This window comes from Ruminococcus sp. HUN007 (assembly GCF_000712055.1).
Taxonomy (GTDB): domain Bacteria; phylum Bacillota; class Clostridia; order Oscillospirales; family Ruminococcaceae; genus HUN007.
In genome coordinates this window covers 1,056,385-1,081,383 of sequence record NZ_JOOA01000002.1, presented here as the reverse complement: position 1 = coordinate 1,081,383, position 24,999 = coordinate 1,056,385, and the positions used below count along the sequence as shown (strand labels likewise).

The following is a 24,999-nucleotide window of genomic DNA, read 5'->3' as shown; positions in this document are numbered from 1 at the left end:
AAATTAAACCATACGATTATAATTATAACTCAGATACGGATTTTTTGCAATACACAATTTATAAAAAAACATGACCACTTTCTGCTGTTTTGCAGATTTTTAAACATGAATATTCCGTAACCTGAAATGTACTATTAATACGATAAGACTGTATAGCTGTTTTTCACAAATGGGAAGCTTGCTTATAGGATTAATTGTGCAAAACAGTATAAAACGATTGAAATGCAGATTCCGGTGTGGTATAATATAGAGGACGTAATAAATGACACGGAATGACCGGAGTATTCCGTGCAAATGATCGCGGGAGTGTTTTCTTTATTATGACCGATAAATATAAATTAAGACCAAAGTCCTTTATGAGGTTCAAAATCGATATCGATGACAACTTCAGGGTCGTAAATGCGGACGATGGTTTTACTGAAGTTACCGGACTCACTAAGGAAGATCTGGACAGGGGTCTGTACATGAGTCGAATCGTACCGAGCGAGACCTATCAGGATTTTATTGTGACAGTCCGGAAAAAGATCAACAATAATGAACCTTTCTGCTTTGTTTTTCCGATCATCCTGAACGACAGGAGCATCATTTATCTCAACTGCTACGGTGAAATAGAATGCTATGAATCCGTAAATACGCGCAAAGTGCGTATGGTAGCTACTATAGGTGAAAAAGAAACAGAAGATGAGCAGAGTGAAAGTGAGGGCATAGACAAGCTGACAGGGCTTTATTCACGAGAAGCCGGCGAAAAGATGATAAAACAGTATCTGAAACTCAAGCCGGACAGTGAACTGTGCGCACTCTGTATAATCGATGTAGACAACTTCTGTGAAATAAACAATCACTACGGCAGGGAATTTGGAAATTCAGTGCTCGAAGAGGTTGCCGAGAAACTGACGGCAGTAATGCGCCCGACAGACATCGTAATACGTCTGGGCGGCGACGAATTCATGGTGTTCTCGAAGAATACCAACAAGGCATATATCAAATCATTCGGAAACTCAATAAGCAAACGAGTAAACAGCATTTATGCAGGTACCGACAGGAACATTAGCATTTCATGCACTGTCGGAATAGTCAACACCTATTATTCAGACAAATACGATGATCTCTTTGACTATGCATACAAGACCCTGATGTTTGCCAAGAAAACCAACAAGGGTACCAGCCTTCTTTACTCTGACGTATACAATCTTGTTGATTCAAAAGTTCTTGACGAGACGATCCTTGACAAGGGTGTTACCGATATTGCTGATGCGAATCCTCATCAGAACGGTGACATTACGGCCTTTGCCTATTCTCTTCTCGAAAAGAGCCGGGATCTGAAGACTGCGATAAATCTTCTTCTTCCGAAGATATCGCGTCAGTTCGATTTTTCACGAATAGTAATATTTGAAGTCAATGAAGATAATATGTACTATAAATTCACTTATCACTGGTGTGAAAAGGGAAGACCTATCGACTTCAATGAAATTTATGACTTCAACCGTAAGGATCTTAATGTTCTGTCTGAATACTTCGAACGTGACAGTATCGTAAGAATAACATCCAAGATCATGCAGAAACTTTTAAAATCGCTTCGTAAAATGCTCGAAAGGAATTCCGGAAGCCAGTACTATTTTTCTGCGATCTACAATGAAGGTGTATTCAAGGGATGCCTCGTATTTGAGACCCGTGACAAGAGCAAAAAGCTTACAGCCGGGGAAATCAATACGCTCAAGGAGCTTTCGCGTGTAATAGCAACTCATATAACAATAGTAAACGCAGACCTTGCAAGCAAGGCAAAGTCCGACTTCCTTTCACGTATGTCACATGAGATACGTACTCCTATCAACGCTATTAAAGGTATGGCGGACAAGGCTATCTGTGTAATGGACAATGACGATCATATCGACACCTACGTGGTTTACGACTGCCTTGAAAAAATATCTATTTCCACGAAATATCTTACTTCGCTGGTGAATGACATTCTCGACATGTCAAAGATAGAGAGCGGAAAACTGGTAGTAAACCACGAAGTATTTGACATTACGAATCTTCTTGAAGATCTGGAAATGATGATCAAGCCTCAGGCTGAACAGAGAATGATAGAGTTTACTATCATAAAGAATTTCACCAACAAGCTGTTTGTGGGTGATCAGTTCAGAATACACCAGGTACTTGTAAATCTTGCTGCAAATGCCTTGAAGTTTACTCCTTTCAGCGGACGTATAACCATTACGGTAGACGAGCTCGAAGACAAGGACGATTCATCGGTGCTTAAGTTCAGCGTTGAGGACAACGGCATAGGCATCAAGAAGGAAAACCTTAAGAAGATATTCGAATCATTTGAGCAGGCTGACAGCGCCGTTACCAAGACCTACGGCGGTACAGGCCTCGGTCTTTCAATATGCAGGAATCTGGTTGAACTCATGGGCGGAACAATTGAAGTTATCAGTGAGGAAAACTGCGGTTCCACATTCTACTTTATCCTTGAACTCAAGAAGTGCAAGTCAATAACCGATTCCATCAGGGAGAATCTTTTCATTAAACAGCAGAATTTCGATTTTTCAGGCAAAACGCTTCTGCTTGCCGAAGACAATGATTTCAATGCGGAATTCACTAAGGCTCTTCTTGAAAACGTCGGATTCGACGTAAGACTCGCCCTTAACGGAAAGCAGGCGGTCTATTCTTTCATAACAAATCCGAGTCATACCTACGACGTCATTCTCATGGATGTCCGTATGCCGCTCATGAACGGATACGAAGCAGCCGGATGCATACGCAATTCCGATAAAGCAGATGCACATTCGATACCAATCATCGCACTGACAGCCAATGCAGCCGGCGATGACGAAAAGCTTACCATGCAGAACGGTATGAATGCGTACATTTCAAAACCTTTTGAAAAGGAAATGCTTTATATCATGCTTAAGCAGGTGCTCGAGGGATCGTCGGTCATTGCCGACCGGTCTGCAGGAAACATACCGTAATAATGAGTACAGTGATTTGACTGTTTCCGCAGTACTGTGCGAATCAGAAAGAGAAAACTTTTTAACGTGCCTCCGGGGTCAGAACCCCGGAGGCCGTTTCCGTTTCCTTAAGGAAACGCTGATTTATTCATAAATCAGCGTAGGGCACGTGGCGAAGCCCCGCAATCCCCACATCCGGAAATACGGCAAAGCCGTATTTCCGGTTTAATCAGTGTTTCCTTAAGATTATCTTAAATAAACCGCTGCATTATTGCCTCCGTTCTCTTTAAGTGGTAAAATATAATAGCAAGAAATGCTTGACAAGCATAATGACATTATAGTATGATTTATGTATCAGGTTTTTTCAGAGAACAAAAGAAAAATACGGAGGAACAAAAGTTGATAAAGAAAAAAAACAGTCATAAATACAGGCGTTCCGGAAAAAGTGAACTCATAACGGAAATCGGGTTCCTTGCGCCAAGTCTTTCCGGAGTGCTTCTGTTTTTTGTGTTGCCGTTTTTCGTGGTTGTTTACTATTCTCTCATAGACAATCCGATAAACAGGAATTTTGTTTTGTTTGACAATTTTAAGGAAGTTCTTACAAATGATGCGTTCAGGATGGCTTCAAGGAACACGCTGCTTTTCTCAGTATCAGCAGTGCCGCTTGCGGTAGTGATCTCGCTTGCATTTGCGGTGATACTGGAATCAAAAATCAGTTTCCGGAGCCAGCTCCGAGCATCTTTCCTGTGTCCGCTTATGGTTCCGACAGCTTCTGTTGTACTGGTATGGCAGGTAATGTTCCATAAGCAGGGAACTGTAAATCAGCTTCTGGAAATGATGGGCGGACAGCCGACGGACTGGCTCAAGACCCCTTCGGGAATGATCGTCGTCGTGATCATGTTCCTGTGGAAGAATATCGGATACAATATGATCCTTTTCCTTGCGGGACTTTCCAATATTCCTGGAGATCTTATGGAAGTTGCCGAGCTCGAGGGTGCCGGACCGGTTTACAGGTTCTTTCATCTCAAACTCCGTTATCTGTCGCCTACAATACTGTTTGTGACAATACTTTCACTTATCAATTCATTCAAGATATTCCGTGAGGTCTATCTTCTGACAGGAGACTATCCGGATTCCCTCTACATGCTTCAGCACTTCATGAATAACACGTTCTCGCTCCTTGAATATCAGAAGCTCTCGTCATCGGCAATAGTTATGGGACTTGTGATGTCCGTGATAATAGCGCTTCTCTTCGTTGTCGAGTACTGGTTCGGAAAGGATGTGGAATGATGAGAAAACCGCCTCTTAAGATCAGGCTGAAGCGAAAATTCTTTTCAGTATTCTTTACGGTTTTTACTGCTTTATGCGCACTTCTTTTCCTGTTTCCTACTGCAGTCACCATCGCCAATTCCTTTATGACGCAGAAAGAAATAAACGCCAATTACGGTGCGATGATAAGCAACTTTGACAAGAATGATTCCAGAAAGACTTTCATATCAGAAAAGCTTAATCTGAAGCTTATACCCGACAGAGTCTCATTTCAGCAGTACATCACAGTACTGTTTAAAAACTCCGATTATCTTATGAAATTCTGGAACTCGGTCATTCTCGTGGTTCCGATAGTTATCTTTCAGACCATCGTTGCTTTGCTTGCAGCTTACAGCTTTGCACGTTACCAGGGCAGGTTCAAGGAGATACTGTTCTTCCTGTACGTTGTTCTCATGCTCATGCCTTATCAGGTAACTTTGGTTCCTAACTATCTTGTAGCAGATATGCTCGGGATCGTGGACACAAGATTGTCGATCATACTTCCCGGTATTTTCGCTCCGTTTTCCGTGTTCATTCTCGCCAAGGTCATGAGAAGGATCCCTGTATCCTACATTGAAGCTGCCAAGCTTGACGGTGCAGGAGAAGTCCAGATCTTCACACAGATCTGCCTTCCGCTTTCAAGAAGTGCGATTTTTTCCGTCGTTCTTCTGAATTTTATTGATTACTGGAATATGGTGGAACAGCCGCTTATCATGCTCTCGGATACCGACTATCATCCTTTGTCAGTTTTTCTTTCAAAGATCAATTCAGGTGACGTCGGGCTGGCTTTTGCCGTGGCTGTTATATACATGATACCGACTCTGCTGATGTTTTTCTACGGTGAGGATTATCTCGTTGAAGGCATCGCTTATTCGGGTGGAATAAAAGGATAACTGCAGACTGAAAGGACAATAACAAATGGAAACCAAAGATAACAACATAAATTCCGGAACAGCAGAAAAGCACGGAAACAGAAGAGAATGGGTAAAGAATATAATAATTGTTTTTCTTCTTATCCTGCTTGTACTTACCTTTTTCTCAAATACGATCATGAACTATTCACTCCCTGAAGTATCAGTTTCACGTATTTCAAGAAGCAAGGTCTCGAAAGCCTATACACTGGATCTTGTAGTTGAGGCAAACAAAAACTATATCGTTACTGCAGACGAAAACAGAGAGATAAAGCGTGTAGCCGTCCGAAGAGGCCAGACTGTAAAGGAGGGTCAGACACTGTTCTATCTCGAAGGACCGGGCGAAAGCAGTGAGGCAAAGCAGCTGGAAGATTCAATTGATCTTGAAAAGACTGCATATGAAAAAGCACTTATAACAGCTTCACCTGACAACTTTGCACTTGCCCAGGCCATTGAAGTGGCAAGGGACAAGCTGAATCAGGCAATAGATGCGAAGAACAATGCACCTTCAGAACCTTCGGAAGATCCGGAACAGAAGAAGAACGCTCTTGCGGAAAAGGCTGTTCTTCAGTCCGATCTTAACAATATTACGGAACAGAAATACGAACTGCTGAGTAACGATACAGCTTCAAAACTTTCAAATGAATTTGCTGCATTTGAAAAGGCAAATTCTGAACTGGAATCTGCGAAAGCTGAAGTCAGGGATGCCGAGGATAAATGTGCAGGTTATCTTGCTGTTATTCAGGCAGCAGGTGCTGAAAACGGAACAAAGGCCATGGAACGCAGCGTAGAAACACAGAAGCTCCAGCTTTCACAGAAAAAGGCTGATCTCGCTGCTGCTTCTGAGGAAACTGTGAAAAATGATCTTGCAAAAGAGATCGCGACCCTTGAACTTAATTTAAAGTATGCTGAGGAAGACCTTAAGACTGTTACAGAAGCCATCACTAATCTTGAAAAGACAAAGACCTTAAAGGCAGAAAAGGAGTCAGCCGTTGCAAAGAAGGAAGCTGCTGTCCTGAATGCTCAGACGGCTCTGGATAAGAAGGTCGCTCAGGTATCAGCTGAAATCAACGCTAAGATCGCATCACTCGGCGGTGATGCTTCTTACGATGAAGGTGCGGCATCATACATCGGCAGTGATTCGCTTTCGTCATCGACGACAGATTACGATGCAAATATCAGAGCAGCACAGTACGAACTTGAAGCTGCAATAAATGCTCTTGAACAGAAGAGAAAAACTGATTCGGTTACTGACGCACAGGCACAGGTCGATCTGGATGCACAGAAGAAAAAAATCGACAAGCTTGAGGAACAGCTTGCAAAGCTCAATGAAAAACATTCCGAAGATGAAATAAAGTCTTCTGTTGAAGGTGTTGTTCAAAGCATTAATTTCACTTCAGGTCAGCCTTTTACAGCCGGTGAGGAACTTATGGTCATAAGTCTTTCCTCTGACGGTTTTACAGCATCGTCTACAGTATCTTCTGATCAGGCAAAGGCTGTGAAGAAAGGAACCGAAGCAAAGACACCGTATAATGACGATGTAACTGTTACAGTAAAGAATATTGTGAAGAACAAGAACGATTCTTCAAAATTTGATCTTACATTCACTATTGAAGGCGACGTGGTCGCTGACCAGCAGATAAAGGCTGAACTCGGAGAAGCAGCCTCACAGTTTGACAAGGTCGTTCCGAAGAATGCGGTAAAGCAGGATTCATCAGGAAAATATGTCTATGCAGTAAGATCCAAGAGCAGTCCGCTCGGAAACAGATATCTTGCAGAGAAAATACCGGTCACAGTAATTGCCGAGGATGACACACAGTGTGCAGTGTCAGGAGATTTCGGTGATTCTGCAGATTATATAATAACGGCTTCATCAAAACCTTTTTCACCTGGAGATCAGGTAAGACTTGCGCAGGAGTAATATGATGAAGAAGAAGAAAATCGCAGCCGCAGCCGTTTCGGCTGTGCTGTTCGGTGTTCTGGCCGCTGCCATGTCATCGGTCCCGAAAAGTCTTGAAGATCAGAATATGGCAGAACGATGGAAGAGCGGTGAGACCGAATATGCTCAGATCTCAGTTTTCTTTCCGCAGGGCCGCAGCTCCTTTAAGGAACAGGAAACGGAAAAATTAAGATCGACTATCGAAACCAAACTGAAGGAAGCATCTTTCAGACCTGAAAATGAAGGCGCAGAAATATGGATCGACGCCCGCAGTTCAGTGACAACAGTTTCACAGGCCTCAGTGTATGACGAACAGACGGGCAGTCTTCAGACAGCCGGTTCGGATTACAGCGTTACCGGCGTAGGCGGAAATTTCTTTGATTTTCATCCTATGAGGCTTATAAGCGGAAACTACATCTATGAAGGCGAGCTCGACGATGACCGCGCAGTTCTCGACAGGCAGGCAGCCTGGGATATTTTCAGTTCCTTTGACATAACGGGCATGAAGTTCGTTATCAACGGTACCGAATTCGAAGTTGCCGGTGTTGTTGATCCGGGAGAAAACAGGGATGTAAAAACAGCCTATCCGGCTTCACCGATGATATATGTTCACTACAGTGCGCTTGAAAAGGCTGAACTTGACACGACTCTTCAGTGCTACGAAGCGGTCATTCCTGATCCGGTCACCAATTTTGCACGCAACATCATTCTGGAGAACTACGGCATCAACACTATGAGTGAAGAGGAAGACAGTGAAGATCCGGAAAAAAAGCTTGCTGCTGTCATTGTACAGAACACAGGAAGATATTCTCCGCTTAAGCTGTGGAAAGGGCTTCGTGAGTTCAGAAATACAGCAATTCAGGACAGGAGCATAGCATATCCGTACTGGGAGAATGCAGCAAGAATGACTTCGGTGAAAATGGAGATACTTTTTGCATTTTCACTCCTTGCAGCTGCAGTTTTTCTTGTTACAGTCATCTCAGAGATATGCCTGCTTTACGCACACAGAAAATGGCATCTTAAAGACTTCCTTGAAGATATGATGTATAAGTACACATACAAAAAACGAGTATCAGACTACATCAGTACACCGTCAGAGAACGGAGAAGGAAAGTATGATCAGTGAGAAAAATACCTTTCACAGATCATCATTACGGGCAGCTTTGAACTGCTGCGTACTAACCGCCGCAGGATTCGGATGTGCCGGACCGCGGATACAGTGTTAAAGTTTGTTAATTAAGAAAGGAAAAGAACGATGAAAAGAACCAGATTTATTCAGCGTACAGTAAGTACATTCCTGGCAGCAGCGATGCTTGCAACGCTTGCTTCATGTAATGCCAAACTTCCGGGCAGCAGAAATGCGGGTGACGCAGCAGTAAATCAGCCTAAGCAGATCATGAATTACTATACTGCAGAAACTGTAAAAATGCCTGAAGATTTCGGCTATGCCAATAATGTATTCACAAGCGGCGAAAATATTTATGTTTACGGAAGCAAATCAGGCAATGCGGGTGATCTGATCTCAGGTTTATACGATTTTGAGAAGAAAGAGGTTACAGATCTTGATCTTTCAGTACTGAACGCTGCAACTATTAATTATGTGGATTTTGCCGACAGTAATATCGTAGTTTCATATATGGACAATGAGGAATACATGGCCCATCTTGCTGTAGTTGACCCTTCTTCTTCTGAGGTAAAATGCAGTGCCGAGATCAAGAATAACTGTTATGTTACAGGAATGTCCAGAAAAAGTGACAGTGAATTAGCAGTTGTAATTCAGGAATACGGTCCTGCCGGACAGAAAATTACGCTCAAGACCTATAATATTTCAGATCTTTCTGAAAAAGGCAGTGTTGATTTAAGCGAAGTACTGTCTCTTGACAGTGACACCTATGTCGGCGGCTGTGTATTTGACAATGACGGTGATCTTTATACCATCGCAGAGACAAGCGTAAAGCAGGATACCATGGACGGTGCAGCTTCTTCAGTCAGCAGGGTTGTCAAATGCACTGCCGGCGGTGAGAAACTGTATGTTACTGATGAATTTACAGATATGGAGTATGGCGCAGTACTTCTGAAAAGAGCAAACGGAAATATCTGTGTTATGTCTACTACAGATGATGTCATGAACGGCGTTGAAGCACACAATTTCTTCATGGATGAACTTGATAACAAAACAGGTGAAGTTCTGAAAAGATATAACATAACAACAGAAGGCGAACTCAGCGGAATATGCACTGAAGGAGGCAACGGTGCTGATTTCCTTTACAGCAATGAAAAGGGCATCTGGAAGGTGAATGTTGAAAATCCGAAGCCTGAACCCCTGCTGATGTTCGGAACAGATCTTCCGGAAAAGTACAAAAATATTTACCGTATGACATTTGCCGGCGATAAGCTGTTCTGCTACGGTGAGAATTTCGGCGATAACCAGTCGCTTATCTATAAGCTTGATAAGGACGGGAATATAGTTTCTACTGTTTCTCTGCCTCAGGATGATAAAAACGGCTATATAAACTCTGTGCAGGCAGATGCAGACGGAAAGTTTACTGTTATATCTGAACACTATGAACACGGTGAAGATGATATGGAAAAACAGATATGTGTGATTTCCGAAGCAGGTGAAGACGGCGTTTTATCAAATTCTGTTGAACTTAAAACAGAGACAGAAGGCAATTACTACATGGATAGTATAGTAAAAACAAGTTCAGGAGACTATGCTGCCACAGTAAATATTAACGGTCCGGACGGCAACAGCTTTATTGAGATCTTTGACGCTTCAGGTAATCATAAGGCAAAGATCGAAGAAAAGGATACTGCGTTCGGATTCTATATTTCTGCTCCGGGCGGAGACTATGTTTCAGTTGAAAACAAAGAAGGAAAAACTGTTTTCCGTAAGGTCGATACTTCGTCATATACTGTCGGGGAAGAGATCGAGACTGATATTCCGGGAGATTTCAGAAAGATAGAAACAGACGGAAACTATGATCTCTGTTATCAGAATACCTCAGGTATATACGGATATAGTTTTGCTGATAAAAAGATAACGGAAATCATAAACTGGATCGACAGCGACATAATCTTTCAGGTATGGAATGCTGCGTTCCTCGGCGAGGATTCTATTATATGCCAGGGTTATGATTACTCAACCGGTGAAGATCAGCTCTTTATTCTTAAGAGAGCTGACGATGAAACACTTAAGAAGATCCAGAACAAGAAAATCATGACTATTGCCTGTGTCGGCCTTGAGTATAACAATTTGTTCAAGGAAAAAGTTGTTGATTTCAACAGAAACAGTGATGAATTCAGAGTTCAGGTAAATGACTACTGCAAGTTCAGCAAGTACGAGGATGATACATATAATTCCGGCGCATTCCAGCTTAACAATGACATGGCTTCAGGAAACGTTCCGGACATTCTTATCGGAACGGATGAAGTAAACATGACTTCATTTGCTGCAAAGAATATTCTTGCGGATCTTACGACCTACTTTGACAATGACGCAGATATAAAACGGGAAGATTACTTTGAAAACCTTCTTGACATGTGTTCCTATAAAGGAAAGCTGAATCAGATCTTTGCCGGATTCAGTATTAAAACAATTGCCGGCCCTGCATCAAATCTTGGCAAGGAACATGCTTTTACTTATGAACAGCTTGCTTCACTTAAGAAAAACGGACGCATCTTCTTCAAGGATACATCCAGAACTGAACTCATAAATTATCTCATAAAGGATAACCTTTCCGAATACGTTGATTTTGAAAACAAGTCCTGCAGTTTTGACAAAGACGGTTTTGCGCAGATCATCGACCTTATAGCAGAAGAAGGCAGCACACAGAACAAAGATGAACCAGTTGATGCATTCAAACCGTACAAGGAAGATTCCGATGACCTTTCCTATGTATCAAGATATAAGGATAAGATGTGTCAGCTTGAACTGATGGATTCATATAATTTCTTCAATTTCCTTGATCTTCAGCAGGGTGCACTGGGTGAGGAAGCTGTATTCAAGGGTATGCCTTCTGATAATGGCAGCGGTATAATAATTTCACCTGAAATGACTTTTGCTATCTGTGAAAAGTCAAAGAACAAGGATGCGGCATGGGAATTTATCAAGTCATTCATCACTAAAGAGTATCAGGATGAAATGAACAAGGGGTATACCAATTCCTTCCCGATAAGAAAGGATTCATTTGATGCACTTCTTAAAAAGGCAAAGAATCCTGATGAATACTGTTACTATTCCGTTACAAAGCCGGACGGAACATATGCAGAAATGAATCCGATCGATGATTCTACATCTGAAAAGTTCAGAAAAGCAGTTGAAAGTGCAGACCGTTGTGTATTCAGTGACGAACGTATCGAAACCATCATTGACGAGGCTCTTGATCAGGTGTTCAATGACCAGAAGTCTTCACAGGAAGCAGCTGATGAGATCCAGAGCAAGGTGTCAACATACCTCAACGAGATCAAGTGATCGCATTCCGGTTTCAGCGCACATCTGAAAAGCAGAAACAGACAGTAAACGCCGTTTGCGTTTAACGCTTATATGATAACAGAAGCCGTTCTGTACAAAAACAGAACGGCTTTTACATATTGATTTTTTGGTTATGATATGATATGCTATTTTATGTAATGATTATTCTGGACCGGCCGGTCTGCCGCAGCAGGTAAGGGCTGTCAGGATTATTATGAACAATCCCCGAAGGTGAGAACGTCACCTGTGTCGAAAGGAAAAATCTATGAAAAGAAACTTAGTAAAACTCATAGCAGGGATATTTGCCTTTTCTGTTTTAACACTTTCGTTCTGCGGATGTGAAAAACAGAACGGCAGCGGACAGTCTTCAGTGAACGGATCCGCTTCGGAAGCAAGTGAACCTTCAGATCCGGAAACTTCAGGTTCTGAAGAAGATACCGGAGATTTCACAGTGCTTGAAATAGCCCCTGAGCATGAGTATGAAAATATAGATCAGGTTGAATACTGCAATGACAGATATTATATCTATGAGCAGATGAGCGAGGGAGTCGAGAAAGAGGTGTCAGTTCTGTCATCTGTTTCAGAAAAGAGCTCCGCGGATTTCAGCCTGTCAAATGTCGGCTACAATTATATACAGTTTGCATCCGTCAGTGAAAATACTCTCGCGCTCATCTACAGTGATAACGAAGACGTCCAGCATTTCTGTACCATGGCGCTGGATTCAGGTGAAGTGATCACAGATACTGCCGTCGAGGAAAGCAGTTCACTTTCATCTCTCGGGAATAATGGTGCAAAGGAGTTTACACTTCTCAGAACTGTTTACGGAGAAAACGGCAAGGAATTCTATTTTGAAAGCTACGATAATGAAAAGCTTGAGCTTAAGCGCAGTGAAAACCTGAATGAAAAGCTGGGCCTTCCTGAAACGGCAGATATTTATCAGGTTACAGGAGGCAGTGACGGCTCGGCATATATTTTTGCAACTGATTACGGTACGAGCTATACTCCTGATCAGTATCTCTGCGGCCTTGATGCAGAAGGAAACCTGAAATTCACGCAGAAGAATTCGGAAAAATGGAAAGGCGGCTATATCGGCATGTATGTTTCCGGTTCAGGGGATCTCTGTTTCTGCACAACTGAGGATTATTCTGATATCTATGCCTATGTAACAGATGCCGCGACCGGAGAGATCAAAGCTGATCACACAGTGGATATTCCTAAAAACTCAGGTTTTATCGGCGGACTCCGGCTGCCTGGATTTGATATTGCATATATAACTTCAGCCGGTGTCACAGGTTATTCTTTTGAAACCAAAAAATCTGAAGTCGTGCTGCCGTTCGGCGATACGCTCGATCCTGTCATGAAGACAGCATATATCGGTTCATCATATGGTGACCGTGTGTTCATGTACAATATGACGACGGTTGAAGCCGGACGTGTTGTAACGGCTGCCGACAGTGAAGGAAAGATACTTTTCAGTTCTGATCTTACAGCTGCCAGAGGATATGCGTGCGGTTACTGTACCGCACCTGACGGCAGGATAGTATATGCCGAGGCATATGATCCGGGAACAGGCGCAGATACCAGAACAGGAAAGAATACGGAATACCTTTTCCATGTACTCGATGAAAACGGAAAGGAACAAAGCACATTTTCTGTGGAAAAGCTTAAGGAAATGAACGAAGGAAGCATTTCCAGAATGCGTTTCGGAAGTGACGGCAATATCTATGCATATATTCTGTCATTCAAGGGTGATTATCCGGTTCCGTATATCTATGTTTTCGATACTGAGGGAAATATTAAGGCTGTGTTTGACGGAGCAAAGGAACAGCTTGTTGCTTCTGCTTTGCTGGTAAATGACAGCGGAGAGCGTGCTGTATGCATCAATGCGGAAAATAAAAATGTAATAGTCAGACTGAACTGCGAAAAGTCACTTATGGAAGAGCAGTTTACCAAAGAGCCTGATGATGAAGCGGTAATAATTGACGGTAAGGGCAGCTATGATCTTTACTACATGAAAAATAACAGGATTTACGGATACAGGGCCGAAGACAGTTCGGAAAATGAGATCATGAATCTTGAAAATGTAGAACAGGATATATCATCTGCATTTGTTGACGGTGATGACCGCGTAGTTTGTACGGTTTATGATTCCGAGACCGGTTCATCAGGAATACTGGTTCTGACCAGAAACGTGAATAACTGAGGAAAACCTGACTGATTTGCAGATCAGCGCGGAGTTTAGGGCCGAATCCCCGTAATTTCCGCGTTCCGTAAATCAGGAAGATCCGGATTCCAGGTCTGATCAGTGTTTTCGTGCAGTTTAATGGTTCTTATAAAAATAACGGAGGTAAATCAAATGAAGAATTTCAGAAAAGCCCTGGCTGGTGTGACAGCTGCAGTACTTACGTTCGGCTCATTAAGTGTTTTTCCGTTTTCTGCAGTAACATCCGGAAATACTGTAAGCGCAGCGGAAGCTCCATTCAATTACGCTGAAGCACTTCAGAAATCACTTTTCTTCTATGAAGTGCAGCAGGCAGGTCCGCTGCCTGAATGGAACAGGGTAACATGGAGAGCGGATTCCACTATGTCAGATGATGTTCCGGGCGGCTGGTACGATGCCGGAGACCATGTAAAGTTCAATCTGCCGATGGCCTATTCAGCAGCAGTTATGGCATGGGGCCTTTACCAGTACGGAGACGGCGTTGAAAAGATCGGTGAATGGCAGAATTACCAGAACAATCTTGAATTCGTTCTTGACTATCTTGTTGCCTGCGACAGGGAAGACAAGGTCGTTTACCAGATCGGTGAAGGCAACGCAGACCACAAGTGGTGGGGTGCAGCTGAGCTTGTTGAGCTTGAAATGGGCAAGCGTCCATCCTATACCGGCGACGGTTCATGTGTAGTCGGTGAAATGTCAGCGGCCCTTGCAGCCGGCGCAGCAGCGCTTAAAGGAAAATCAGACAAAACTGACGGATATCTTAAATGCGCAGAGCACTATTTTGACCTTGCGTGGAAAGTAAAGAGCGACAAGGGATATACTGCGGCAAGCACCTTCTATGACTCATGGAGCGGTTTCTGGGATGAGCTCTTCTTTGCAGCAAACTGGCTCTACATCGCTACCGGCGACAAGGGCTATCTCGACAAGGCAAAGGAATGCATACCGAATCTTGGCAGGGAAAACCAGTCTGAAGAACTCAAGTATACATGGGGATTCTGCTGGGACGATGTAACACAGGGCGGATTCCTTCTTTATGCACAGAACACCGGCGACGAGGAATATATAAAGCAGGTGCAGAAGCATCTTGACTACTGGTCACTGCCTGAAGGATACGGAGGAAAGAGCATCCTTCACCTCAAGGACGGCCTTGCATGGCTTGACTCATGGGGATGTCTCCGCTATGCGTGCAACGCCGGATTCCTTGCAGCTGTAGCCAGCGATACGATCTTTAAGGACAATGCAGAAAAGAGCAGCCAGTATAAGGAATTCTACGAAACACAGATCAACTACTGTCTCGGCGGCAACGCAGACAAGAGAAGCTACGTTATCGGTTTCGGTGAAAATGCTCCTGAGCATCCGCACCACAGAACATCTCACGGTGCCTGGGATGATATGAAAGCAGAAGCCCTGAAGCATCACAGACACGTTCTCTACGGAGCTCTTGTAGGCGGACCGGGCAAGGACGGAAAATATGAAGATGCAGTAGACAACTACGTAAACAACGAAGTTGCTGATGACTATAACGCTGGTTTTACAGCACTTCTGTGCAAAATGGTTTCCGACTATGACTGCAAGACACTTGCAGATTTCCCTCCGGTTGAAGAGCCGGACGGACCGGAATTCTGGGTACAGGCAAATATCAACCAGGAATCAGACACATTTACCGAGCTCAAGATAAATGCAGTAAATCACTCTGCATGGCCGGCAAGATATATAAAGGATCTTTCATACAATTACTATTTTGATATTTCGGAAATACTCGATGCCGGACTGACAGCAGATGATATCACAGCAAAGATAGGCTATGATGAATGGGCACAGGCAAAAGTGGAGGGACCGACACAGTACGACGGAAACATCTACTATATCAAGGTGAAGTATGAGGACGGCTCAGTTCTTGCCCCTATAGGCAAGGAACAGGAAAAGGCGGAGATCCAGGTACGTATCTCAATTCCTGACTCGAACAAGGTATGGGATTCTTCAAATGACTATTCAAGAGAAGGCCTTACAAAGGACAGCCTCGACCAGAAGATAACTGAAAACATCACTCTTTACGACGGAGACACTCTTGTATGGGGAACAGAACCTGACGGAACAAAGCCGGCAGCACCGACTGCAAAACCAGCTCCGACAGTAAAGCCGACTGCGACACCAACAGTAAAGCCTACTGAAACATCAAAGCCGACTGCAGCACCTACAGTAAAGCCTACTGAAACATCAAAGCCAAGTGAAACACCTACAGTTAAGCCGACCGAAACCGTAAAACCAACTGAAACACCGACAGTTAAGCCAACCGAAACAGTAAAGCCGACAGAACCGTCAGCACAGAATGATGCTGTACTTTACGGTGATCTCGACGGCAGCGGTATAATCGACATAACAGATCTTTCGAAGCTTTCACTCTATCTGCTTGGCGACACAAAGCTTGATGACAAGGCGCTCTTAGCTGCTGACACTGAGTACGACGGAACAGTCGATATTTCAGACCTTGCAAAGCTCAGACAGTACATTTCAAAGAAAATTACAAAGATCGGTAAATAAATTACAGACTTTAAACGAAAAAAAAACACAGGACTCTGCCCGCCGGAGTTCCTGTGTTTTTTACTGCAAGGGAACATAAATCAGCGTGGGGTTCCGTGGCTAGGCCCCGCCGGTTCCACCTTTGGGAATCCGGCGAAGCCGGATTTCTGATTTAATCAGTGTTTTCATGGAACAGTATTTCCGGTTTGGACATTATATGCAAAAAGGGCAGGCCGTGCGGCCTGCCCTGAGGTTTTATATAAGAAATTACTTACTGGATCTCGCTGTGGAACTGCTGGAGTGACTTGACTGAGTCAGCACCTCTGCTCTTTACAGCTCTGATACCTTCAACTGTAGCCTTGGCAGCTGCAATTGTTGTAACGTAGAATACTCTCTTGCGGATAGCGCTCTTTCTGATGTATGAGTCATCTTCCATACCCTTCTTGTTGTCAGGTGTGTTGATGACAATGTCTATCTCGCCGTTTGTGATAGCGTCGAGGATATTCGGGCGTCCCTGCTGGAGTTTGAATATCTTTTCAGCCTTTATGCCGTTTTCAGTGAGAAGTGAGTATGTACCTGCTGTAGCCTTGATCTTGAATCCAAGTTCTTCGAAGTCCTTTGCGATCTGGATGATCTCAGGCTTGTCGCCGTCGTTGATACTGATAAGAACTGTGCCTGAAAGTGCAATCTTTGTCTGTGTAGCTTCCTGAGCCTTGTAGTAAGCTTCACCGAAGTTGTCTGAAATACCGAGAACTTCACCTGTTGAACGCATTTCCGGTCCGAGGAGCGGGTCAACTTCAGGGAACATGTTGAACGGGAACACAGCTTCCTTGACACCGTAGTGGTTGAACTTCTTGTCCTTGAGTTCCGGTACCGGTGAAGGGTTTCCTGTAATAGGAGAAGTGATTATCTGTGTTGCAAGCTTAACCATCTGAATGTTGCATACCTTTGATACGAGCGGAACGGTTCTTGATGCACGAGGATTAGCTTCGAGAACATATACCTTGCCTTTTTCGATGGCATACTGCATGTTCATGAGACCCTTAACGTTCATTTCCTTTGCGATCTTTCTTGTGTATTCCTTGATAGTAGCAACGTTTTCAGGAGAAATGTTGAGTGAAGGAAGAATACAAGCTGAGTCACCTGAGTGGATACCTGCGAGTTCGATGTGTTCCATAACAGCCGGAACGAATACATTTTCACCGTCGCTTATTGCGTCAGCTTCACATTCGAGTGCGTTGTTGAGGAATCTGTCGATGAGGATCGGTCTGTCAGGAGTTACACCTACGGCTGCAGCCATGTAGATCTTCATCTGTTCAGCGTCGTGAACGACTTCCATTCCGCGTCCGCCGAGAACGTATGAAGGACGAACCATTACAGGGTAACCGATCTTTTCAGCGATCTGAAGAGCATCATCAACTGTAACAGCCATGCCTGATTCAGACATCGGGATTCCGAGCTTGTCCATCATTTCTCTGAAGAGATCACGGTCTTCAGCAAAATCGATGGTTTCAGGTGTTGTACCGAGAATGTTTACGCCTGCCTTCTTAAGTGAAGCAGCGAGGTTGAGCGGAGTCTGGCCGCCGAACTGAGCGATAACACCGATCGGCTTTTCCTTTTCGTGAATTGAAAGAACATCTTCAAGTGTGAGCGGATCGAAGTAGAGCTTGTCAGATGTATCGTAGTCAGTAGAAACTGTTTCAGGGTTGCAGTTTACCATGATAGTTTCAAATCCGAGTTCCTTGAGAGCCTTTGCAGCGTGAACGCAGCAGTAGTCGAATTCGATACCCTGACCGATTCTGTTAGGACCGGAACCTAAGATCATGATCTTTTTCTTTGTATCTGTAGCAGTGCTTTTGTCTTCAATGTTGTATGAAGAATAGTAGTATGCAGCATTCTGTGTGCCGCTTACATGGATGCCTTCCCATGCTTCTGTTATGCCGTAGCCGAGTCTCTTTTCACGTACTTCGTCTTCGGAAACTTCAAGTATTTTAGCAAGATATCTGTCTGAGAAACCGTCTTTCTTTGCCTTAAGGAGAGTTTCCTTTGAAGGAACGCTGCCCTTTGCACTGATAAGTGCGTTTTCTTCATCAACGAGTTCCTTCATCTGTTCGATAAAGTACTTCTTGATCTTTGTAAGATCGTGGAGTTCATCTACAGTTGCGCCCTTGCGGAGAGCTTCGTACATGATGAACTGACGTTCACTTGTCGGAATGTGAAGCATGTCAAGGAGTTCTTCCTTTGTCTTTTCATTGAAATTCTTTGCAAATCCAAGACCGTAACGACCGTTTTCAAGGCTTCTGATTGCCTTCTGGAATGCTTCCTTGTATGTTTTACCGATGCTCATTACTTCGCCGACAGCTCTCATCTGTGTTCCGAGCTTGTCTTCAGAATTCTTGAACTTTTCGAATGCCCAGCGTGCGAACTTGATTACTATATAGTCACCGTCCGGATAGTACTTGTCGAGTGAACCGTACTTTCCGCATGGAATGTCTTCGAGTGTAAGACCTGTTGCGAGCATAGCTGAAACAAGCGCGATAGGGAAGCCTGTTGCCTTTGAAGCAAGTGCTGATGAACGTGAAGTACGAGGGTTGATCTCGATTACGATGATTCTTCCGTCCTTAGGGTTCCTTGCAAACTGAACGTTTGTACCGCCGATTACCTGGATAGCGTCAACGATCCTGTAAGCCTGACGCTGGAGTTCCTTCTGAACATCTTCAGGAATTGTGAGCATAGGTGCAGAACAGAAGCTGTCACCGGTGTGAACGCCGATAGGGTCGATGTTTTCGATGAAACATACTGTTATCATGTTGCCCTTGCGGTCTCTTACTACTTCAAGTTCGAGTTCTTCCCAGCCGAGAACTGATTCTTCAACGAGTACCTGTCCAACGAGTGACGCCTGAAGACCTCTTGCGCAGACTGTCTTAAGTTCTTCTGTGTTGTATACAAGACCACCGCCTGTACCGCCCATTGTGTAGGCTGGTCTTAAACATACAGGGTAGCCGAGCTCTTCAGCAATCTTAAGAGCTTCATCTACTGAGTAGGCAACCTGTGATTTTGCCATGCCGATACCGAGGCTGTCCATAGTCTTCTTGAATTCGATACGGTCTTCGCCGCGTTCGATAGCGTCTACCTGAACACCGATAACTTCGACATTGTACTTTTTAAGAATACCAGCCTTGTCAAGTTCTGAACAAAGGTTAAGACCGGACTGTCCGCCGAGGTTAGGGAGGAGGCAGTCAGGACGTTCTTTAGCGATGATCTCCTCAAGTCTTGCTTCGTTGAGCGGTTCAAGATATGTTACATCAGCGATTCCCGGGTCTGTCATAATAGTAGCCGGATTTGAGTTTACAAGAACTATCTCATATCCGAGTTTTCTGAGAGCCTTACAGGCCTGTGTACCTGAGTAGTCAAATTCACATGCCTGACCGATTACAATAGGACCGGATCCGATAATAAGAACTTTTTTTCTTTTTTTCCATATTAGTTTTCACTTCTCCTGGTTTTATTTGGTTTTTAGCGAATAAACTCATTTAAAATTAATTATACCATATAGTATAGAAAAAATAAATAGCTAAAATGAATTTTTTAGGGAAGCGCTGATTAAATCTAAAATCATCGCAGGGCGCGGGGCTTAAGTCCTGTTTTCCCTCGTCCTGGCAATCCGGCGAAGCCGGATCGGCGATTGAATCAGTGTTTTCTCAGGAGAAAATATATATAAATAGTTAATGACCGGATTTGTTAATATAAAAAAATCACGAGGAACAAATAAACTGTAGAACATTAACAAACCCGAAAAATTAAAGAAAAAATCTGAAAAAAGTGTTGACAAGGGCTTTACAGCATGATATAATAATAAAGCTGTCGGACGAGAGTACGAAACAAAAGGAAATCAGACAGTACATTAAGTATCTTGAAAATTGAACAATGCACTAAACAATACCCTTGAAGATTCTTTGAGATTAAATTCTCTTGAATTATTTAAGAAGTCAAGCAGAAGACAAAAAAATCTGCAGCTAAGTATTCTGAACAGAGTACAGGAAAGATAATAAACCTGAAAAGGTTATTATAGAACTTTTATAAAGAGTTTGATCCTGGCTCAGGATGAACGCTGGCGGCACGCCTAACACATGCAAGTCGAACGGAGTTTAAGAGAGCTTGCTCTTTTAAACTTAGTGGCGGACGGGTGAGTAACACGTGAGCAACCTGCCTTTCAGAGAGGGATAGCTTCTGGAAACGGATGGTAATACCTCATAACATATTGATACGGCATCGTATTGATATCAAAGATTTATCGCTGAAAGATGGGCTCGCGTCTGATTAGCTGGTTGGTGAGGTAACGGCCCACCAAGGCAACGATCAGTAGCCGGACTGAGAGGTTGAACGGCCACATTGGGACTGAGACACGGCCCAGACTCCTACGGGAGGCAGCAGTGGGGAATATTGCACAATGGGCGCAAGCCTGATGCAGCGATGCCGCGTGAGGGAAGAAGGTTTTCGGATTGTAAACCTCTGTCATCGGGGACGAAAATGACGGTACCCGAGAAGGAAGCTCCGGCTAACTACGTGCCAGCAGCCGCGGTAATACGTAGGGAGCAAGCGTTATCCGGAATTACTGGGTGTAAAGGGAGTGTAGGCGGGACTGCAAGTCAGATGTGAAATATGCCGGCTCAACTGGCAGACTGCATTTGAAACTGTGGTTCTTGAGTGAAGTAGAGGTAAGCGGAATTCCTAGTGTAGCGGTGAAATGCGTAGATATTAGGAGGAACATCAGTGGCGAAGGCGGCTTACTGGGCTTTAACTGACGCTGAGGCTCGAAAGCGTGGGGAGCAAACAGGATTAGATACCCTGGTAGTCCACGCTGTAAACGATGATTACTAGGTGTGGGGGGACTGACCCCTTCCGTGCCGCAGTTAACACAATAAGTAATCCACCTGGGGAGTACGGCCGCAAGGCTGAAACTCAAAGGAATTGACGGGGGCCCGCACAAGCAGTGGAGTATGTGGTTTAATTCGAAGCAACGCGAAGAACCTTACCAGGTCTTGACATCGAGTGAAATATCAAGAGATTGATATGTCTTCGGACACAAAGACAGGTGGTGCATGGTTGTCGTCAGCTCGTGTCGTGAGATGTTGGGTTAAGTCCCGCAACGAGCGCAACCCTTACCATTAGTTGCTACGCAAGAGCACTCTAATGGGACTGCCGTTGACAAAACGGAGGAAGGTGGGGATGACGTCAAATCATCATGCCCCTTATGACCTGGGCTACACACGTACTACAATGGCAATCGAACAGAGGGAAGCAATACAGCGATGTAAAGCAAAACCCGAAAAATTGTCTCAGTTCGGATTGCAGGCTGCAACCCGCCTGCATGAAGTCGGAATTGCTAGTAATCGCAGATCAGCATGCTGCGGTGAATACGTTCCCGGGCCTTGTACACACCGCCCGTCACACCATGGGAGTCGGTAACACCCGAAGCCAGTAGTCCAACCGCAAGGAGGACGCTGTCGAAGGTGGGATTGATGACTGGGGTGAAGTCGTAACAAGGTAGCCGTATCGGAAGGTGCGGCTGGATCACCTCCTTTCTAAGGAGAACCGTTCTTCTAAGAAGAACAAAATTCCTAAGGTTAGTTCATGGGTAAGACATTGTTCAATTTTGAGGATACTTAAAAAGTATTCTTAACATAGCATCTTGAAAACTGAATATTAAGATATTAAAACTACGAGAAGAAGAACGACAATTTAAAAAACAAGTTTTTTTAATAGTCAGGTAACAAAATTCTACAGACATAATTTCGAACTGATACAAAAGGTAAAGCTAATAAGAGCGTATGGAGAATGCCTTGGCATTGGGAGCCGATGAAGGACGTGGTCAGCTGCGATAAGCTGCGCGGAGCTGTAAGCAAGCATTGATGCGCAGATTTCCGAATGGAGCAATCCGCATGATTAACAGTCATGCATCATACAGTGAATCAATAGCTGTATGAGGGGAACCCCCTGAACTGAAACATCTAAGTAGGGGGAGGAAGAGAAATCAAACGAGATTTTGTGAGTAGTGGCGAGCGAAAGCGAAAGAGGCCAAACCGGGAACAGCAATGCTCCCGGGGTTGAGGACTGCATTTAGCATTTTAAGTTTTAGCTGAAGTGCATGGGAAGGCACACCAGAGAATGTGACAGTCATGTAAGCGAAAAGACGAGAAAGCGAGCAGGATCCAGAGTACCGCCGGACACGTGAAATCCGGTGGGAAGCCGGGGGGACCACCCTCCAAGCCTGAATACTACCCAATGACCGATAGCGAAGAGTACTGTGAAGGAAAGGTGAAAAGAACCCCGGGAGGGGAGTGAAAAAGAACCTGAAACCATATGCTTACAAGCACATAGAGCACGTCAAGGTGTGATATGGTACCTATTGTAGAATGGTCCGGCGAGTTATCTTACTCAGCAAGGTTAAGTACTTAAGGTACGGAGCCGAAGCGAGAGCGAGTCTTAACAGGGCGTTAAGTTGAGTGAGATAGACCCGAAACCGAGTGACCTAGCCATGTCCAGGCTGAAGTGGAGGTAAAGCTCCATGGAGGGCCGAACCGACCCCCGTTGAAAAGGTGGCGGATGAGGTGTGGCTAGCGGAGAAATTCCAATCGAACTCGGATATAGCTGGTTCTCCTCGAAATAGCTTTAGGGCTAGCGTTGTGAATGATTACCGGAGGTAAAGCACTGAATGGGCTAGGGGTCGAGAGATTACTGAACCCTATCAAACTAAGAATGCCGGATAATAAGATCACAGCAGTCAGACCGTGTGAGATAAGTCTCACGGTCAAAAGGGAAAGAGCCCAGACCCACAGCTAAGGTCCCCAAACAGGTTTAAGTGGAAAAGGATGTGGGGTTGCCCAGACAACCAGGATGTTGGCTTAGAAGCAGCCACTCATTAAAAGAGTGCGTAATAGCTCACTGGTCGAGTGACCCTGCGCCGAAAATTCAACGGGGCTAAAATCTGTACCGAAGCTTGGGATTGATACGCAAGTATCAGTGGTAGAGGAGCGTCGTATCGAGGGTGAAGTCATAGCGGAAGCGATGGTGGACGAGATACGAGTGAGAATGCCGGAATGAGTAGCGAGAATTATGTGAGAATCATAATGGCCGAAAGTCTAAGGTTTTTAGGAGGAAGGTTCGTCCGCTCCTAGTAAGGCCGGGAGCTAAGGTGAGGCGGAAACGCGTAGCCGATGCACATACGGTGGAAATTCCGTAGCCTCCGAAGTATTTAAGCATGAGGACACTTTTGAAGCGAATAGCCGGGCGCTGGTTGCCCCGGTCGTAAGGGACTGCAATAGCGGGAAGTATTAGTGGAAAGAGGCGAGAAAAGTCATGTGAATATACAAGGAGCCCGTACCGCAAACCGACACAGGTAGACAGGAAGAGAATTCTAAGGCCAACGGGAGAAAGGTTGTTAAGGAACTCGGCAAGTTGACCCCGTAACTTCGGGAGAAGGGGTACTCAGAAATGAGTCGCAGAGAATAGGCCCAAGCGACTGTTTAGCAAAAACACAGCTCTATGCTAAATCGAAAGATGACGTATATGGGGTGACACCTGCCCGGTGCCGGAAGGTTAAGAGGAGGAGTGAGAGCTCTGAATTGAAGCCCCGGTAAACGGCGGCCGTAACTATAACGGTCCTAAGGTAGCGAAATTCCTTGTCAGGTAAGTTCTGACCCGCACGAATGGTGTAACGATTTGGGCACTGTCTCAACAACCTACCCGGCGAAATTGTAGTACCGGTGAAGATGCCGGTTACCTGCGACTAGACGGAAAGACCCCATGGAGCTTCACTGTAGCTTAATATTGGATTTCGGTATTTCATGTACAGGATAGGTGGGAGACTGGGAAACACGGACGTCAGTTTGTGTGGAGTCGCTGTTGGGATACCACTCTTGAAGTGCTGGAATTCTAACCTGTGACCATGAATCTGGTCAGGGGACAATGTTAGGTGGGCAGTTTGACTGGGGCGGTCGCCTCCTAAAAGGTAACGGAGGCGCTCAAAGGTTGGCTCAGTATGGATGGAAACCATACCAGAGAGTGTAAACGCAAAAGCCAGCCTGACTGCGAGACTGACGGGTCGAGCAGGAACGAAAGTTGGAGTTAGTGATCCGGCGGTATGTGAGTGGAAATGCCGTCGCTCAACGGATAAAAGCTACCCTGGGGATAACAGGCTGATCTCCCCCAAGAGTCCACATCGACGGGGAGGTTTGGCACCTCGATGTCGGCTCATCGCATCCTGGGGCTGAATTCGGTCCCAAGGGTTTGGCTGTTCGCCAATTAAAGCGGTACGCGAGCTGGGTTCAGAACGTCGTGAGACAGTTCGGTCCCTATCTGTCGTGGGCGAAGGATATTTGAAAGGAGCTGTCCCTAGTACGAGAGGACCGGGATGGACGCACCTCTGGTGCACCAGTTGTCACGCCAGTGGCACAGCTGGGCAGCTAAGTGCGGATCGGATAAACGCTGAAGGCATCTAAGCGTGAAGCCGGCCTTAAGATAAGATATCCCATCGAAAGAGTAAGACCCCTCAAAGACTAAGAGGTTGATAGGCTTAACGTGTAAGCATCGTGAGGTGTTAAGCGAGTGAGTACTAATCGGTCGAGGGCTTTTCCTAGAGTATCAGGAAAGTCTGTAGAGAGAAATCGTAGAAAGAAAAT

The 24,999-nt window shown here is 44.7% G+C and carries 9 protein-coding genes and 2 rRNA genes; 10 read left to right on the top strand and 1 reads right to left on the bottom strand.

From position 1 onward, the window contains the following. The first annotated feature begins 320 nt into the window (after window positions 1-320). The 8 genes from CC97_RS08725 to CC97_RS08690 all read left to right on the top strand — a co-directional run bounded on the left by CC97_RS08725 (window position 321) and on the right by CC97_RS08690 (window position 16,339). Complete coding sequence (locus CC97_RS08725) at window positions 321-2,969, top strand: ATP-binding protein (RefSeq protein WP_197021847.1); 2,649 nt, start codon at window positions 321-323, stop codon at window positions 2,967-2,969. A 378-nt stretch (window positions 2,970-3,347) separates the two neighbouring features. Beyond that, window positions 3,348-4,238, top strand: a complete 891-nt coding sequence (locus tag CC97_RS08720) for a sugar ABC transporter permease (RefSeq protein WP_242848159.1) — start codon at window positions 3,348-3,350, stop codon at window positions 4,236-4,238. Continuing rightward, window positions 4,238-5,149 (top strand): carbohydrate ABC transporter permease, encoded by a 912-nt coding sequence (locus tag CC97_RS08715; protein ID WP_081850050.1) that lies wholly within the window; start codon window positions 4,238-4,240, stop codon window positions 5,147-5,149. The genes CC97_RS08720 and CC97_RS08715 overlap by 1 nt, the downstream gene beginning before the upstream one ends. Before the next feature lie 25 nt (window positions 5,150-5,174). Then, window positions 5,175-7,088, top strand: coding sequence for an HlyD family efflux transporter periplasmic adaptor subunit (locus CC97_RS08710; RefSeq protein ID WP_044974639.1), 1,914 nt, complete (start codon window positions 5,175-5,177; stop codon window positions 7,086-7,088). A 4-nt stretch (window positions 7,089-7,092) separates the two neighbouring features. Beyond that, window positions 7,093-8,232 carry an ABC transporter permease gene (locus CC97_RS08705; protein ID WP_044974638.1) on the top strand — a complete coding sequence of 380 codons (1,140 nt, stop codon included), beginning with the start codon at window positions 7,093-7,095 and terminating at the stop codon, window positions 8,230-8,232. 129 nt (window positions 8,233-8,361) lie between these two features. Next, window positions 8,362-11,580, top strand: coding sequence for an extracellular solute-binding protein (locus tag CC97_RS08700; protein ID WP_044974637.1), 3,219 nt, complete (start codon window positions 8,362-8,364; stop codon window positions 11,578-11,580). Window positions 11,581-11,845: 265 nt separating this feature from the next. Further along, window positions 11,846-13,783: a hypothetical protein gene (locus CC97_RS08695; RefSeq protein ID WP_044974636.1), complete on the top strand. Its 1,938-nt coding sequence runs from the start codon at window positions 11,846-11,848 to the stop codon at window positions 13,781-13,783. Between the two features lie 153 nt (window positions 13,784-13,936). Further along, complete coding sequence (locus CC97_RS08690) at window positions 13,937-16,339, top strand: glycoside hydrolase family 9 protein (RefSeq protein ID WP_049962793.1); 2,403 nt, start codon at window positions 13,937-13,939, stop codon at window positions 16,337-16,339. Between the two features lie 250 nt (window positions 16,340-16,589). On the opposite strand, the gene carB is transcribed toward CC97_RS08690, so the two are convergent. Further along, the gene (gene carB, locus CC97_RS08685) at window positions 16,590-19,802 is read right to left on the bottom strand and encodes a carbamoyl-phosphate synthase large subunit (protein WP_044974635.1); all 3,213 of its coding nucleotides are present in this window, start codon (window positions 19,800-19,802) and stop codon (window positions 16,590-16,592) included. A 592-nt stretch (window positions 19,803-20,394) separates the two neighbouring features. Between carB and CC97_RS08680 the strand changes: the two genes are divergently transcribed. Then, a 16S ribosomal RNA gene (locus tag CC97_RS08680) occupies window positions 20,395-21,903 on the top strand. 226 nt (window positions 21,904-22,129) lie between these two features. Continuing rightward, a 23S ribosomal RNA gene (locus CC97_RS08675) occupies window positions 22,130-24,956 on the top strand. The 16S and 23S rRNA genes sit together here, the layout of an rRNA operon. The last annotated feature ends 43 nt before the right edge of the window (window positions 24,957-24,999 follow it).